This is a genomic window from Pseudomonas sp. NBRC 111119, assembly GCF_001320125.1.
GTDB classification, from domain to species: domain Bacteria; phylum Pseudomonadota; class Gammaproteobacteria; order Pseudomonadales; family Pseudomonadaceae; genus Aquipseudomonas; species Aquipseudomonas parafulva.
Genome location: NZ_BCAV01000007.1, coordinates 117,674 through 133,051 on the forward strand (window position 1 = coordinate 117,674; position 15,378 = coordinate 133,051).

At 64.1% G+C, this 15,378-nt stretch carries 11 protein-coding genes; 4 read left to right on the forward strand and 7 right to left on the reverse strand.

Annotated features, from left to right (window positions below):
* Together APH25_RS03300 and mobA are read left to right on the forward strand one after the other, a co-directional pair.
* Positions 1-3,120 (forward strand): efflux RND transporter permease subunit, encoded by a 3,120-nt coding sequence (locus APH25_RS03300; protein WP_060481064.1) that lies wholly within the window; start codon positions 1-3, stop codon positions 3,118-3,120.
* Positions 3,121-3,181: 61 nt separating this feature from the next.
* The gene (gene mobA / locus APH25_RS03305; RefSeq protein ID WP_060481065.1) at positions 3,182-3,754 is read left to right on the forward strand and encodes a molybdenum cofactor guanylyltransferase MobA; all 573 of its coding nucleotides are present in this window, start codon (positions 3,182-3,184) and stop codon (positions 3,752-3,754) included.
* A 70-nt stretch (positions 3,755-3,824) separates the two neighbouring features.
* On the opposite strand, the gene peaD is transcribed toward mobA, so the two are convergent.
* From peaD to peaA, 4 genes are read right to left on the reverse strand one after another with little or no spacing between them, the layout of a single operon-like run.
* A complete protein-coding gene (gene peaD, locus APH25_RS03310) occupies positions 3,825-4,946 on the reverse strand; it encodes a quinohemoprotein amine dehydrogenase subunit beta (protein ID WP_028633893.1) in 1,122 nt (373 codons plus the stop codon).
* A 32-nt stretch (positions 4,947-4,978) separates the two neighbouring features.
* On the reverse strand, positions 4,979-5,302 hold the full coding sequence (gene qhpC / locus APH25_RS03315) for a quinohemoprotein amine dehydrogenase subunit gamma (protein WP_014590799.1): 324 nt from the start codon (positions 5,300-5,302) through the stop codon (positions 4,979-4,981).
* Between the two features lies 1 nt (position 5,303).
* Positions 5,304-6,734, reverse strand: a complete 1,431-nt coding sequence (gene peaB / locus APH25_RS03320; RefSeq protein ID WP_060481066.1) for a quinohemoprotein amine dehydrogenase maturation protein — start codon at positions 6,732-6,734, stop codon at positions 5,304-5,306.
* 48 nt (positions 6,735-6,782) lie between these two features.
* Positions 6,783-8,348, reverse strand: coding sequence for a quinohemoprotein amine dehydrogenase subunit alpha (gene peaA / locus APH25_RS03325; RefSeq protein ID WP_060481067.1), 1,566 nt, complete (start codon positions 8,346-8,348; stop codon positions 6,783-6,785).
* Between the two features lie 409 nt (positions 8,349-8,757).
* Here peaA and APH25_RS03330 point away from each other — a divergent pair, with 409 nt between their 5' ends.
* Together APH25_RS03330 and APH25_RS03335 are read left to right on the forward strand one after the other, a co-directional pair.
* A complete protein-coding gene (locus tag APH25_RS03330) occupies positions 8,758-10,251 on the forward strand; it encodes an aldehyde dehydrogenase (RefSeq protein WP_060481068.1) in 1,494 nt (497 codons plus the stop codon).
* An 81-nt stretch (positions 10,252-10,332) separates the two neighbouring features.
* Complete coding sequence (locus tag APH25_RS03335; RefSeq protein WP_060481069.1) at positions 10,333-11,646, forward strand: hypothetical protein; 1,314 nt, start codon at positions 10,333-10,335, stop codon at positions 11,644-11,646.
* A 43-nt stretch (positions 11,647-11,689) separates the two neighbouring features.
* On the opposite strand, the gene APH25_RS03340 is transcribed toward APH25_RS03335, so the two are convergent.
* The 3 genes from APH25_RS03340 to APH25_RS03350 are packed head-to-tail and all read right to left on the reverse strand — an operon-like array spanning position 11,690 to position 15,375.
* Positions 11,690-12,982 (reverse strand): NAD(P)/FAD-dependent oxidoreductase, encoded by a 1,293-nt coding sequence (locus tag APH25_RS03340; protein ID WP_060481070.1) that lies wholly within the window; start codon positions 12,980-12,982, stop codon positions 11,690-11,692.
* A complete protein-coding gene (locus APH25_RS03345) occupies positions 12,975-13,652 on the reverse strand; it encodes a S8 family serine peptidase (RefSeq protein WP_028633887.1) in 678 nt (225 codons plus the stop codon). Before APH25_RS03345 ends, APH25_RS03340 begins: the two co-directional genes overlap by 8 nt.
* Entirely contained in the window at positions 13,642-15,375 is a 1,734-nt protein-coding gene (locus tag APH25_RS03350; protein WP_060481071.1) for an ABC transporter ATP-binding protein, read from the reverse strand. Before APH25_RS03350 ends, APH25_RS03345 begins: the two co-directional genes overlap by 11 nt.
* Positions 15,376-15,378 lie beyond the last annotated feature (3 nt).

Sequence of the window (15,378 nt, forward strand, 5' to 3'; positions counted from 1 at the left end):
ATGCCGCAATTCTTCATTGACCGCCCGATTTTCGCCTGGGTAGTCGCACTGTTCATCCTGCTGGCAGGCGCCCTCGCCATTCCGCAGCTGCCAGTGGCGCAGTACCCGAATGTGGCGCCGCCGCAGATCGAAATCTATGCCGTTTACCCTGGCGCTTCGGCGGCGACCATGGACGAAAGTGTGGTCAGCCTGATCGAGCAGGAACTCAACGGCGCCGACAACCTGCTGTATTTCGAATCCCAGAGCAGCCTGGGCAGCGCTACCATCACCGCGACCTTCCAGCCCGGCACAAACCCGGACCTGGCTCAGGTTGACGTGCAGAACCGGTTGAAAGTGGTCGAATCGCGCCTGCCACGGCCGGTCACCCAGCAGGGTTTGCAAGTGCAGAAGCTGTCCACCGGTTTTCTGCTGCTGGGCACCCTTACCTCCGAGGATGGCAAGCTCGACGAAACCGCCCTGTCGGACATCCTCGCTCGCAACGTGATGAACGAAATTCGCCGCATCAAAGGGGTGGGCAAGGCACAGCTGTATGGCTCTGAGCGGGCTATGCGCATCTGGATCGACCCTGCGAAACTGGTCGGCCTGAACCTCACCCCCAACGATGTGGCCAACGCGATTGCCGGGCAGAACGCCCAGGTGGCGCCTGGCAGCATCGGTGACCTGCCTGGCCGCGACACGCAGGAGATCACCGCCAACGTCGTGGTGAAGGGCCAGTTGTCCTCCCCCGAGGAGTTCGCCGCCATCGTTCTGCGCGCCAACCCAGACGGCTCCACCGTGACCATTGGCGATGTGGCACGGGTCGAAGTGGGTGCCCAGGAATACCAGTTCGGCACCCGCCTCAATGGCAAGCCAGCCACCGCCTTCAGTGTGCAGCTGTCGCCTGGCGCCAACGCCATGGAAACCGCCACGCTGGTGCGGGCGAAGATGCAGGACCTGGCGCGCTACTTCCCGGAGGGCGTCAAATACGACATCCCGTACGACACCTCGCCGTTCGTCAAGGTGTCCATCCAGCAGGTGATCACCACCCTGTTCGAAGCCATGCTGCTGGTGTTCGCAGTGATGTTCCTGTTCTTGCAGAACCTGCGTTACACGCTGATCCCTACGCTGGTGGTGCCGGTGGCGTTGATGGGCACGTTCGCGGTGATGCTGGCCCTGGGCTTTTCGGTCAACGTTCTGACGTTGTTCGGCATGGTCCTGGCCATCGGCATCCTGGTGGACGACGCCATCGTAGTGGTGGAAAACGTCGAGCGCATCATGGCCGAGGAAGGCCTGCCGCCCAAGGAGGCCACCCGCAAGGCCATGGGGCAGATCAGCGGTGCCATTATCGGGATCACGCTGGTACTGGTGGCGGTGTTCCTGCCCATGGCGTTCATGCAAGGCTCGGTCGGGGTCATCTACCAGCAGTTCTCGGTATCAATGGCGGTGTCGATCCTGTTCTCGGCCTTCCTGGCACTGAGCCTCACCCCAGCGCTGTGCGCGACACTGCTCAAACCCGTTGCCAAGGGCGAGCATCACCAGCGCAAGGGCTTCTTTGGCTGGTTCAACCGCCGCTTCGAAGGCATGAGCAACGGCTATCAGGGCTGGGTTTCCGGCGCTTTGCGCCGCAGTGGCCGGTATTTGTTGGTGTACGCCTTGCTGCTGGGCGTGCTGGGCTACGGGTTCAGCCAACTGCCCACGGCGTTTCTGCCAACCGAAGACCAGGGCTACACCATCACAGACATCCAGCTGCCACCCGGGGCCACGCGCATGCGTACCGAGCAGGTAGCTGCACAGATAGAGGCGCACAACGGCTCGGAGCCGGGCGTGGGCAATACCACGGTCATTCTTGGCTTCAGCTTCTCGGGCAGCGGGCAGAACGCGGCCTTGGCGTTCACCACGCTCAAGGACTGGTCGGAGCGCGGCGCGGATGACAGCGCCCAGTCGATTGCCGACCGCGCCAACATGGCCCTCTCTCAGCTCAAGGATGCCGTGGCGTTTGCCGTGCTGCCGCCGCCGATCGATGGCCTTGGCGAGTCCACCGGTTTCCAGTTCCGCCTACAGGACCGTGGCGGCATGGGCCATGCAGAACTGATGGCGGCCCGTGACGAGCTGCTGGCCAACGCCGGCAAGAGCAAGGTGCTGACCAACGTGCGCGAGGCCTCCCTGGCCGAAAGCCCGCAGGTGCAGCTTGAGATCGACCGCCGGCAGGCCAACGCGCTTGGCGTATCGTTCGCTGACATCGGCTCGGTGCTGGATGTGGCGGTGGGCTCCAGCTACGTCAACGATTTCCCCAACCAGGGCCGCATGCAGCGTGTGGTGGTCCAGGCTGAGGGCGACCAGCGCAGCCAGGTCGAGGACCTGCTGAAGATCCATGTGCGCAACAGCAGCGGCAAGATGGTACCGCTGGCGGCATTCGTGCAAGCCAAGTGGGTCAGCGGCCCCGTACAGCTCACCCGTTACAACGGCTACCCGGCGGTGTCGATTTCGGGCGAACCGGCCGCCGGCTACAGCTCGGGTGAGGCCATGGCCGAAGTGGAGCGGCTGGTGGCGCAACTGCCCACCGGGGTGGGCCTGGAATGGACCGGTCTGTCACTGCAGGAGCGCCTGTCGGGCAGCCAGGCCCCGGTATTGATGGCGCTGTCGCTGCTGGTGGTGTTCCTGTGCCTGGCGGCGTTGTATGAAAGCTGGTCGATCCCCACTGCGGTGTTGCTGGTAGTACCGCTGGGCATACTGGGCGCAGTGCTGGCCGTTTCCCTGCGTGGCATGCCCAACGACGTGTTCTTCAAGGTGGGCCTGATTACCCTGATCGGCCTGTCGGCGAAAAACGCCATCCTGATCATCGAGTTCGCCAAGAGCCTGGTCGACCAGGGCCTGGATGCCACCGAGGCGGCGATACAGGCCGCGCGCTTGCGGTTGCGCCCCATCGTCATGACCTCGCTGGCGTTCATCCTCGGTGTGGTCCCGCTGGCCATCGCCAGCGGCGCCAGCTCGGCCAGCCAGCAGGCGATCGGCACCGGTGTGATCGGTGGCATGCTCAGTGCCACCCTTGCCGTGGTGTTCGTACCGGTATTCTTCGTGGTGGTGATGCGCCTGGCCGGGCGCGGCAAACAACCCGCCAACGAGGTTGCCCACGACAGCTGACTGGACAACAACGGCCTTAAATGGGAGGGTTCCTGGCATCGACTGCCTGGAGCCCTTTTTCATGCCTAATACCCTGCCCCCCTGTTCCGTCCTGATCCTTGCCGGCGGCCGCGGCCAGCGCATGGGTGGGCGGGACAAAGGGCTGCTGGAATGGCGCGGCGAACCGCTGGTGGAACACCTGTACCGCACCGTGCGCCCGCTCAGCGATGACCTGGTGATCTCGTGCAACCGCAATCAGCAGCGCTACCGGGCTTACGCGGACCAGTTGGCGAGCGATGCCGAAGCGGATTTTCCGGGGCCGTTGGCCGGGGTCATTGCCGGGTTGAAAGTGGCCAGGCATGGGTGGGTGGTGGTACTGGCCTGCGACGCGCCCCTGGTAGACCCGGCCTTGATCCACGACCTGCGCAGGTTGGCGCATGCCCGTGATGCCGCGGCCATGGTGCGCCAGGGCGGTTACTGGCAGCCCATGTTCAGCGTGCTCCCACGCCGGCTATTGCCGGCGCTGGAACATGCCTGGGCCGAGGGCGAGCGCAGCTTGCAAAAGGCGCTGTTGCGCGCGCGGGTTGAGGCGCTGGAATGCCAAGATGATGACCCCAGGCTGAGCAACTTCAACAGCCCGGAGTGGCTCACATAAAATTGCACACCCTTTGGTTGGGTAGCCCAAGTGGTCCGCCAGCTTTGAGGGTAGTGCAAGGCCGTTGCTTCTACCGAACAAACACCTGCGGCGTCGAAGTGGACATGTCCCCACCCGGTAACTTGATGTTGCCGACCTTTTCCAGCGTGTCTGGGTTGAATACCGCCAGGTCATTGAACGTGCCACCCAGGTACAGCTTGTCGCCCTTGCTGTCGAAGGTGACGCAATAGTAAGTGTGCTCCAGGTTCGCAGCCTTGATCAGCTTGCGCTGCTTGATGTCGTACTTGGCCAGGCGGTTGAGCACGCCATACATCTGGTTGGGGTTCTTGGGTGAGCGCAGGCCGGTGAAGTACAGCTCCGTCAGGTCGGCGAACTCCTGGGTGTGGGTCTTGCCGGTCTTGAGGTCGACGCTCAGGTAGCCATACAAGTACTCGTCGGTGGCTGGGTCCTGCTTGCCGCCCTTGAACTTGGCAATGGTGTACAGCATGGAGAATTCGTGACGCGGGCTCTGGTGCGGCCAGAAATACAGCACGTCCGGGGCGCTGTAGCCTTTGCGGTTCCAGTTGCGCAGCGGCAGGGCCACCGTGTATTTGCCGGTCTGCACATCCATCTTGTACAGGTCCGGCCCGGCAACGTACAGGCTGCCATCATCGGCAGTACGCATCAGGTACACCTGCCGCGGCATCGGGAAGGTGCGTACCGGCTTGGCCTGCAGGCCATCACGGGTACGGAACACCTCCAGCCTGGGCGGCTTGACCACGTAGTGATCGTTCAGGCGCTGGGTGGGGTTGACCGTTGCGTAGACTTCCTCGCCATTCGGGCTGATCGCGAACGAATACATCGAGCGCCCCACCTCGCCGGCCACACTGGACAGGTTGGCGTGGAAGGTGTTCTTGCAGGTGTCCAGGTCAAACCCGTAGATGTCGCCAAAGTGATTGTTCAAGACGTAGGCGGTGCGTTTGTCCGGCGCCATCATGGCGGTGCCGGGGCCAAACTTGTCGGGCATGACGCAGCTTTTGAACACAGTATCGGTGGCCACATCCACCACGTGCAGGTTGTTTGGGTAGTTGGTGACGATCATGTATTCGTGCCCGGCCTTCAGGGCCGGCCCGGTGTCGTCTGCCTGCGCCAGGCCAGTACAGGCCATGGCGGCGATGGTGAGCGCAACGCGTGCGCAGCGTCCAGCATTCATGCGGTTTCCCCTTGTCGTTCTTGTTGGGCCGGTCACTTGTCTTTAGGGAACACGGTGCCCAGGTTGCGCCAGTCTTCAGCGGAGTTGGTCGCCTGAGCGTTCCAGTCCTGGTAGGTACTCATCATGTCCGGCACCTGAGCCGGCCACCAGCAGGGGTCGGAGCAGCCATACAGGTCAGCCTCCATGGGCTGGCACAGCGAGCTCACACCACCAAACGCGTCAACTTCCCAGCCAGGGTCGGTGGTGGCGGTGCACCCGGCCACCGCGCTCATGGCCATGACTTCCTCGACGCGGTCCTCGGCGGCGGCCTGCTCCAGGATGCGTGCCTTGTTGTTGAGGGGTTTCAAATGCTTCATGTCAGTGCGCCTTCCGCGGGGTGATGTAGCGGTCGATGAAGGCCGGGTTGGTGGCCATGATGCGGCTGTAGACCTCGATCCCGAAGTCCACCCACTCGCGCATCAGCTCGCAATAGTGGTAGGTCGGGTGCTGCGGGTCGCCGTAACGTGCATAGCTCTCGTGGTAGCACCCGCCCGAACACAGGTTGCGGATGCGGCAGCTCTCGCAGCCGGTATTGCTGCGGTCGAGGCGTTGCGACAGAAAGTCATTCAGCTGCGCCTGCTTGACGCCCTGGTGTACGTTACCGAACGTGGGCAGGCTGGAGCCTGTGAAGCGGTGGCACAGGTTGAGTTCGCCCTCATGGTCCACTGCCAGCATCTTCAGCCCTGCGCCACACGGCAGTGCCTTCTTGTGGCCTTCGTGGATGTCGGTAATCAGCTGGTGCAGGTTGGAGAAGCCGATGTTGCGGTGCTCCAGCGCCGCGTCCAGGTAGCGGCGCCCCAGGGCCTTCATGTTGGCGAACACCTGCACCAGCTCTTCGCCGGTGAGGTTGAAGGCGGCCAGGTCACCGGAGGTGACGGGGGCAAAGCCTACCTCGGCGAAACCCAGCTCATTGAACAGGTGGTTCCAGATGGTTTCGACGTCGGTGATGCCGCGGGTGAGGGTCACGCGCGCACCCACAGGCCGGCTGCGGTAACGCGACAGCAGCATATCAGCCTTGCGCCGCACCACATCATAGGTGCCCTGGCCGCCCACGGTGATGCGGTTGCGGTCATGCACGGTCTTGGGCCCGTCGATGCTGATCGACAGCCCGAAGCGGTGGGCATCAAGCCAGTCGACTACCTCTTCGGTCAGCAAGGTGGCGTTGGTGGTCATGATGAATTCCACCTGCTTGCCGGCCTCGGCGAAGCGGCGTTCGCAATAGCCCACCATGTGCTCGATCAGCGGCCGGTTGGAAAGCGGTTCGCCGCCAAAGAACACCACGCTGTAACGCTGCTCGTCGGGGGACTCCTTGAGCAGCATCTCCACCGAGGCTTCGGCGGTGGCCGTGTTCATTTTCTTGCCGGCAGACGGCTTGTCCAGGTCTTCCTTGTAGCAGTAGGTACAACTGAGGTTGCAGCCGGTGTTGACGTTGAGCACCACGGTGTTCAGGGCGGTGCGTTCGACCTGCCTGAGGGCGATCTCCGGGGTCAGCGGCGAGCCGTCGCTGACCAGTTCCAGGGCGATCAGCTCGCGCAGGGTGTCCTGGATGTCCTGCCCGGCAAATTGCTGGCCAAGCCGTTGTATCAACTCTTCGGCCGAACAACCCTGCTGGCGCAGGCTGTCGATGATCCCGCCGGTCACGGCGTCGGTGGCAAACAGCGAGCTGCTGGGGATGTGGAACAGCATGCGGTCGGCATCTACCTGCACTTCATGCAGGTTACGCTCGACCAGGTTCAGTAGTGCGCCCATGGCGACCTCCCGATAATCGATCCGTTGGAAAACCGTTGCACCCCGCCGTTACGGCAATGGCGGGTTGTTCCAGCGCTGTACGGTCACGATCATGTGCCCCTCCCCGGTCTGGCCGCCGTCGGCCAGTGTGGCGATGACCTTCAGGTTGCCGGCGTTGTTGGTCATCATCTTGCGCTCAGGGTTGGGGCCCGCGCCGCCGGGCACGAACACGCCGTCGGGCTGCATCTGCCCGGCAAATTTCACGTCTTCGTCCTCAACGGCACGCTCGTTGAACGGTTCGACCTTCCACGTGGCCGGGAGGTAACCAATGCGCAGCGGCTGGCCGCTGGCGTCCTTGCCCCAGGCTTCCGCCTCGAAGCGCCCCTGTACCTTGGGCACCGATGCACCGTTTTCACCAATGCGGGCGATGGAGAACGCCGGGACCACCTTCACCTCCTCGACCTTGTCGTAAACGGCCAGGGTGGCCCCCTTCAGCGCGCCCACGGCAACTTCACGCTGGCCGGGCTGGGCGTCGCGAGCCGCGCGCGCTTTGACGCGCAGCAAGGTTGGGGTCTGCTCCAGCACTTGGGTCACCTCGACGCCGGCGCCCAGGTCGGGCTTGCCGTCCAGGCCACTGCCCACCACGCTGATCTCGGCCTCTTCACCGGCCTTGATGAAGCCTGGCTGTACCGCCAGCAGGCGGGCCTTGCCGTCCTTCACAGCAGTGAAGTCCAGGCCACGCTCATCGTGTTCGGCTTCGAACATGCGGCCTTTCATTTCGCCATCCAGCGCTGCGAACACCTGGCGCAGGTAGGTATCACCCACTTTCACATTGGCGCGCCACTCATAGCCGTTGTACAGAATCGCCGTGCCGTTGCCGTTGAATGGAGTACCGTCGGCGTAAGCGCCCTTGACCTCGACCTTGAAGGTGTCGCCTGGCTCGGCCGCGATACTCATCACCCCACGCACATCGCCTTTGGCCAGCATGTGGCCGCTGAAGGCCCACTGCCCCGCCAGTGTGCTGGCATCAGGCTTGGCCTTCTGCCAGTCGGCCCAGGCCGAGCTCTCCAGCGGGTAGCGCTTGGCAAGTTCAGGCACCACTTGCTGAAGGGCGATCGGCAACCAGTCCCGGTCACGCGCCTGGGCCTGATACTCAAGGGACGGCCATTGGCCGAGGTGGAAGTTGACCAGGTATTCCCATTCCTTCGCCGGGCGCCGTTGCAGCGCCACCCGCGCGCCGGAGTGGCAACGGCCGCAGGTTTCGGCCAGTTGGGTATCGAAATGCTCCACCGTGTTGAGGCGGCGTTCCATCGCGTAACGCACGCCGTCTGTTTCACTGGGGGCCAGGCCTTGTTTGTCGGCCAGGTACTTGACCAAGGTACGGCGGTCATCGTCGCTGATTTGCAAGCCGTGCATCACCTGCATGCGGGCGATGCTCATCAACCAGCCCTCGGGGGTTTTACGCTGGTGGCTGATGCGGCTGTAACTGTCGGTACCTTCGGGGATATGGCACCCCATGCACTTGTTCTGCAACAGGTTCGCGCCCTGTTCGGCCGCCATGGCCTGGGTGCCCAGCAGCGCGGCGGCAAGTAACGCCAGCTTGCCCGCATGTCGCCGGAGTCGAGTCGTCTTCAAGGTCAGACCTCCACGGTTGTTGTTCTTATGGTGTCGCACGCTCAGGTGAAGCACGGGTGCAATGATTGGCTCAGATACAGAAACCGTGCCAGCTCCGCCAACTTCTTTACTTTTCAGTGACTTGACAGGTTTTTGGGTGTGCCTTCCCAGTGTGTGCCAGCGCGAGCGGCGTGCCATTTCGCGACAGGGTGTTTCAAGCTGAGACACTGCCTGCCGTTGGATGCAGCGGTCAGCTGACCCTTGTTGCATCTTCGTCTCACACTGTCTCATTGTGCTACAGCGCAGCACCGCCGTTCAGGGCTATACCACTGCGCCAGGCCCTACGATTCAAGGCCCTACAGCCCCGGTGCAACCTTGGCACGGCCATTGCCCAAAGCCTGTCACATCCAATGACAAGAGGCTAAGCCCCATGCCCAGCGAACACACTATCCTGCCTGCCACCCAGGCCTTCATCGAACGCAAACTGAAGATGCGCATCGGTGCCGAATGGCAGGACGCCGCCAGTGGCCGCACCCTGTCTTTTCGCAACCCGGCCACCGGCGAAGTACTGGGTGAAGTGCCCGCCGCGGATGCCGAGGACATAGACCGGGCAGTACGTGCTGCACGCCAGGCGTTCGATGATTCACCCTGGAGCCGCCTGCGCCCGCGCGAACGCCAGAACCTGCTGTGGCGCCTGGCCGACCTGATGGAGCGTGACGCCCGCCTGCTGGCAGAGCTGGAGTGCCTGAACAACGGCAAGAGCGCTGCGGTGGCACAGGTGATGGACGTGCAACTGGCCATCGATTTTCTGCGTTATATGGCCGGCTGGGCGACCAAGATCGAAGGCAGCACCGTGGATGCATCCCTGCCGCTGATGCCAAACGACCAGTTTCATGGGTTCGTGCGTCGGGAGGCGGTGGGCGTGGTCGGCGCCATCGTTGCCTGGAACTTCCCATTGCTGCTGGCGTGCTGGAAGCTCGGCCCTGCATTGGCCACCGGCTGCACGGTAGTGCTCAAACCGGCGGACGAAACACCGCTGAGCGTGCTCAAGCTGGCAGAGCTGGTGGACGAAGCCGGCTACCCGCCGGGGGTGTTCAACGTGGTCACCGGCACCGGCCTGAATGCCGGCGGCGCCCTCAGCCGACACCCCGGCGTCGACAAACTGACGTTCACCGGTTCCACCGAGGTGGGCAAGTTGATCGGCAAAGCGGCCATGGACAACATGACCCGGGTCACCCTCGAACTGGGCGGTAAATCGCCTACCATCGTCATGCCCGATGCCAACCTGCAGGAGGCCGCAGCCGGGGCCGCCAGCGCCATCTTCTTCAACCAGGGCCAAGTATGCTGCGCCGGCTCACGCCTGTACGTCCACCGCAAGCATTTCGACAATGTGGTGGGTGATATCGCCAGCATTGCCAACGGCATGAAACTTGGCAGCGGCCTGGACCCGGCGGTGCAAATGGGCCCGCTGATTTCCGCCAAACAGCAGGACCGCGTCACCGGCTACATCGAACTGGGCCGCGAACTCGGGGCAACCATTGCTTGTGGGGGGGAAAGCTTCGGCCCAGGGTACTTCGTCAAGCCCACCGTCATCGTCGATGTGGACCAGCGCCATCGCCTGGTGCAGGAAGAAATATTCGGCCCGGTGCTGGTGGCGATGCCCTTCGACGACGTTGATGACGTAATCGCCATGGCCAACGACAACCCGTACGGTCTGGGCGCGAGCATCTGGTCCAACGACCTGGCTGCGGTACACCGCATGATCCCGCGTATCAAGTCAGGCTCCGTGTGGGTCAACTGCCACAGCGCCCTGGACCCGGCATTGCCGTTCGGGGGCTACAAGATGTCGGGGGTGGGCCGTGAAATGGGCGCGGCCGCCATTGACCACTACACAGAGCTCAAGTCAGTACTGATCAAGCTCTGAGCGTTTCATCCTCTGGCCCTGCCCCATCGCGGCAGGGCCGCTGCAGCATTTCTCAAAACAACAATGACCATGGAGTACACCATGACGCACAAACTCGCCTGCACATTGGCCCTGCTGTTCACTGCCCCTCTCACCCACGCCTATGAGCTGTATAACCAGAACGGCACCACGGTGAACGCCAACCTCGAGGCGCTGTTCGGCGCCTTCCACAGCGACGAAAGCTTCAACCAGGCCGGCAACCGCCAAGCTGGCAGCAGTGCGTGGCAGGAAGGTTATGCGAAGTACGGCCTCAGCGGCACCCAGGCATTGGCCGCAAGCGGCACCCTCTACGGCGCGCTCAGCCTGGTCAGTTCCGCAACCTGGGGCGATGGCGATGCCGCCGGGCTGACCCTGGGCGACGAACGCCGCACCGCCATCGAGGACATGAACCTGGGCTGGCGGTCGGGGAACCTGTTCCCCGCCCTGGGCGAGGATGGCATCGACCTCTCCGGCGGGCGGCAGGTGGTGACGCTGGGCGACGGTTTCCTGATTCAAGGCGACCCGGTGAACCTGGGCAAAGCGGACCTTGGCGCAAACTTCAACCGTGGCGGCGCCTACTACTTGGCAGCACGCAAAGCCTTCGACCGCACAGCCGTGTTGCGCCTGGGTGGGAAGCAAGGCTGGCGTGGCGACCTGATGTGGCTCAAGTCCGATAACCATTACCAGGCCGACACCGCGCTGGCAGTGGCCAACCTGGAGCATGTCGCTGACACCGGTACCGTGGGCCTCAGCTGGATCCGCGGCCTGGATGTGGACGACCGATACGCACAACTGATGGGCCTGCAACACCGCGATGGCATGGATACCGTAAGCCTGCGCGGGCGAGGTAGCCTGGGCGTTGAAGGCCTTGAGGTCGCCGCCGAGTACGTCACGCAGGACCAGACTGGCGGGCACGAGAATGCGTGGTACCTGGAGGGCAACTGGACGTTTACTGCCTTGCCCTGGTCACCCACGGCCACCTACCGCTACAGCCGGTTCTCCGAAGGCTTCGACCCGTTGTTCTATGGTCTGAGCCGGGGCTACGGCACTTGGTTCCAGGGTGAGGTAGCAGCCAACTATGCAGGGCCGTTCAACAAGAACAGCCAGGTGCATCATGTAGCGGTCAAAGGCAAGCCGCGTGACAACCTGACCGTGGGTGCGCTGTACTTCGACTTTGATACGCTCGATACCGCCCGGGGCAACCTAGGCGGGCGTGAACTGGACCTGTACGCAGAATGGATGGTCAACGACCATCTGCTCATCAGCCCGGTGGTAGGCTTCTACAAACCCGAGCGGAGCGCCGCCAACGGCGGCACGCAATTGGGCGGGCGGGATACGGGCACCTATCTGCAGTTGATCGTCGGAACCTTCTTCTAAGCCGACCCGGGGGGCTGGGCTCGTCAAAGCGGGCCCAGGCAGCTCAGGCGATGCGCTGTTCGCGCAGCCATCGCATCACCTGCAGCCGCTGGTGGTGCTCCAGCCCCGCCAGAACGGCATCCAGCTCTTCGCCCGCCTGCACCGCCCGCACGATCGGGGCCAAGTGCACCCCCTGCAGGTGCCAGACACCCAGGGGTTGGTCCGCTGTTACCACCACCTCCGCCTCATCCACCAGCCCGTCACACAGCACTGGCCGGCGCACCACCTGCACCGCCTGGTTGTCCGCTGCCAGGTGCAGTGGCTGGGTGTCGGGCCAGCCCTGGCGCCGGCCCCAGAATGGCTGCCCGCTGCGGCCCTGTTCCTGCGCGTAGAAGTCACGGCCGGTACGCGCGAAACGCATGAACAACTGTGCCACACGCTGTTGGTGAAACTGGCAGGCCAGCCCTGCCCGCCCTGGCCTGCGCAAGAGGGTGTTGATCACCATCGGCGCCTGCAATGCCGAAGACAGGGACTGGAAGATCCCATTGCCAGACAGCGGGTCCACGGCCATTGCGGCATCACCCACCCGGATCCAGTCCCTGCCTACGCTATCCCCTGCCAATATAGGCGTGCTGCTGCGAGCATGGACGGGCGCCGCCAGCCATGCCTGGGTACCAAACAGCTCCGCCGCCAGCGCGCTGCGCTCACGCAACACCGCGCAGTAGCCGGCCAAGGCTGCCTTGGCTGGCAGGTTTTCGGCGTCCTGGGTGACCTGCCAGTAACTGCGCCCATCCGCCAGCCGCGCCATCCATGCCCAGCCGCCGTCCAGGCTTTCTATCGCCGAAGCAGGCTCGCCAGGGGCACCCTGCCAGCTCGCCAGCAGGCTGACCGTTTCAGGGCCACGCAGGCGGTCCGCCGCCAGGGGGGCTTGTCGGCCACGGGCTTCTACCAGGAAATCGGCCTCCAGCACCCGGCCGTCATCCAGGTGAACCTGGTAGCTGACGTCGTGCTCGATCTGCCGCGCCCGGCCTTCGATAACCCTGATGCCGGCCTGCAGAAGGTCATCGCGCAGGGCATGGTCGAAACGTTGCCGGTCCAGCAGGTACTCCTGGTTCATCTGCAAGTGCTGGCCGTTCCAGTGCACCTGTCGGGTAGCCGGCGTGGCAGCCTGGCTCAACGCACCGCCCAAACCTGCATGGCGCAGACCTTCCAGCACCCGCTGCGACACACCCTCCACTGCCGAGAAACGGCGCCACTCGGACACGACCGTTACCGGGTAGCCCAGGCGACCAAGGCCAATGGCGGTGGCAGCCCCCGCAGGGCCTGCACCCAGCACGAGAATGCGGGGCTCATGCATGCCTGGCGCCTCGCCGCTCCGGCCCCTTGAAGGCCGCCTGGCTGCGCAACCAGTCCCGCACCTGCTGAGGGTGCATGCCAGGCTCATCACGCAGCAGCGCCGCAACCCTGCCGCTCAACGCAGCGCAACCCAAGCTGGCACCTGCGGCAGCACCACTGCCCACATGGCCGCCAAAATCCGCCTGACGGCTACCCAACCATGACCACTGGCCAGGGGCGCAGCGGGCATCCCCGGTCACGCGGATCACCCCGGGGTAACTGGCCGGGTAAACCGGCGCCCCGCGGGCTGGGCTCGATGCACACAACAACACGCCTGCCGCCTGGGCCTCGGCGCAGGCTTCGCGCAGCACGGGCCGGTCCTGTTGCAGGCCAAGGCTCAGGTTGATCACCGTTGCGCCCTGCTCTACCAGCCACAGCAAGGCAGCTGCCACTTGCAGGGCACTGGTGCTGGGCTGGGTGTCGAACACCTGGGCCATCAGCAGCGACACCCCCGGGGCCTCGCGCTGTACGGCCGCGAGCACAGCCGTGCCGTGCCCCAGTTGGTCAACGGCCATTTCAGCGTCACGCAAGTCGGCCCGCTCCAGCCAGAAACGGCGTGTGGCCAGCAGGCCCTGTGCCTGAGCGGGCGAGCAGCCGCTGTCGATCACACCCATACGTACCTCAGTTGTCATGCTTTGCTGCCTCCTGCAAAAGAACCTCCAATTGGCCATCACGCAACTGCACGTGCAGGTCGGCATCGGCCAATGTCGATGCCCGATGGCTGATCATGATGCGCGTGCGGCCCGCAAACAGCTGGTCGATCGCGGTGATCACTTCGCGCTCGGTGGCTTCGTCCACCGCCGAGGTGGCCTCGTCCAGCACCAGAATAGCGGGCGCCTGCAACACTGCGCGGGCGATGGCAATGCGTTGCTTCTGGCCGCCAGACAACTGCTGGCCACGCTCGCCCAGCAGGCTGTCCAGGCCCTGCGGCAGGCTGTCAACCAGGCTACCCAGGCGTGCCAGGTGTACCACCCGCTCCAGTTCGGCGCGGGACGCCTCAGGCACGCCATAGGCCAGGTTCTGTGCCAGGGTTCCGCGAAACAGCACGATGTCCTGGCTGACCACGGCCACCCGCCTGCGCAGGGCAGCAAGGTCCAGATCGCGCAGGTCCGCGCCATCCAGCAGAATACGGCCCGCGTCCGGGTCGTAGAAACGCTGCAGCAGGTCGATCAGGGTCGATTTGCCCACCCCCGATGGGCCACTGATGGCCACTTTCATACCGGCCGGTATGCACACGTGCGCACCGTCCAGCACGGCGCCGTGACGCCCTTGGTGGGCAAAGCTCACACCCTCAAGCCGCAGTTCGCCAGGGCCATCAGGCATGGGCTGGGGGTGGCGCGCAGGAAGCACAGCCACAGCCTCCTGCTTCAGCTCCATCACCCGGCCCAGGCTCACAGCCATGCGCTGCACCGCCACGTACAACCCCAGCAGGCTCTGCACGGGGCCCACCGCCATACCCATGTAGGTGGAAAAGGCGATCAGCGCACCCAGCTGCCACGTGCCCTGAATCACCCACCAGCCCCCCACCAGAAACGCGCAGGCGCGGCACCATGACGTCAGCGTGCCGGGGATCGCCTGGGTGAAGAATTCGGTGACCTGCACCTTCAGCAGCTGGCTCATGTACCCTTTGCCCAACTGGTCGAGCCGCCCGGCCTCACGGCTTTGCTGGCCGGCCGCCTGGATGAACTTCATCGCCGGCAGGGTTTCGACCAGGAACGATGACACATCGGCAGAGCGTTCACGCAGGTTGCGTACTTCACGCTCAACCTTGCGCCGCATCCACCGCAGCCACAGCACTTCTATCGGCACCAGCAGGGCCAGCAGCAGTGACAGCTGCCATGACAGCATCAGCATCAGGGCCACCGCACCTACCAGGCCGATCACAGCCGACAGCGCCGAGAACAACGAGTCCACGGCAAAACGCTGGATCTCCGCCACATCGCCATCCAGGCGCGACAGGATATCGCCCATGCGCCGGCGCCCGTAGAAGGTGGGCGACAACTGCTGCAAATGGCGGTAAAGGTCGTCACGCAGCGCGAACAGAATGCGCCCAGACAACCGCGTGTGCAGGTAGCGGTTGACCCCGGCCAGCACCGTACCCAACAGGCCCGTAACGATCATGATTGCGGCAATGTGCCAAAGCGTCGGGTAATCCCGCGCCAGCAGGCCCTCGTCGATCAGCGTCTTGACCAGCCAGGGTTGCATCAGGGCCAGCAGCGAGGCGCTCAGCGAGAGGCCCAGCAGCACGCCGATGGCGCGGCCATGTGGGCGCACGAAGCTGTACAACCAAGCCAGGGCCTGGCGCATCAGTACGGGGTCGCTGGACTCCACCAGCCTTGCGAACAGGTTGCCCACGGC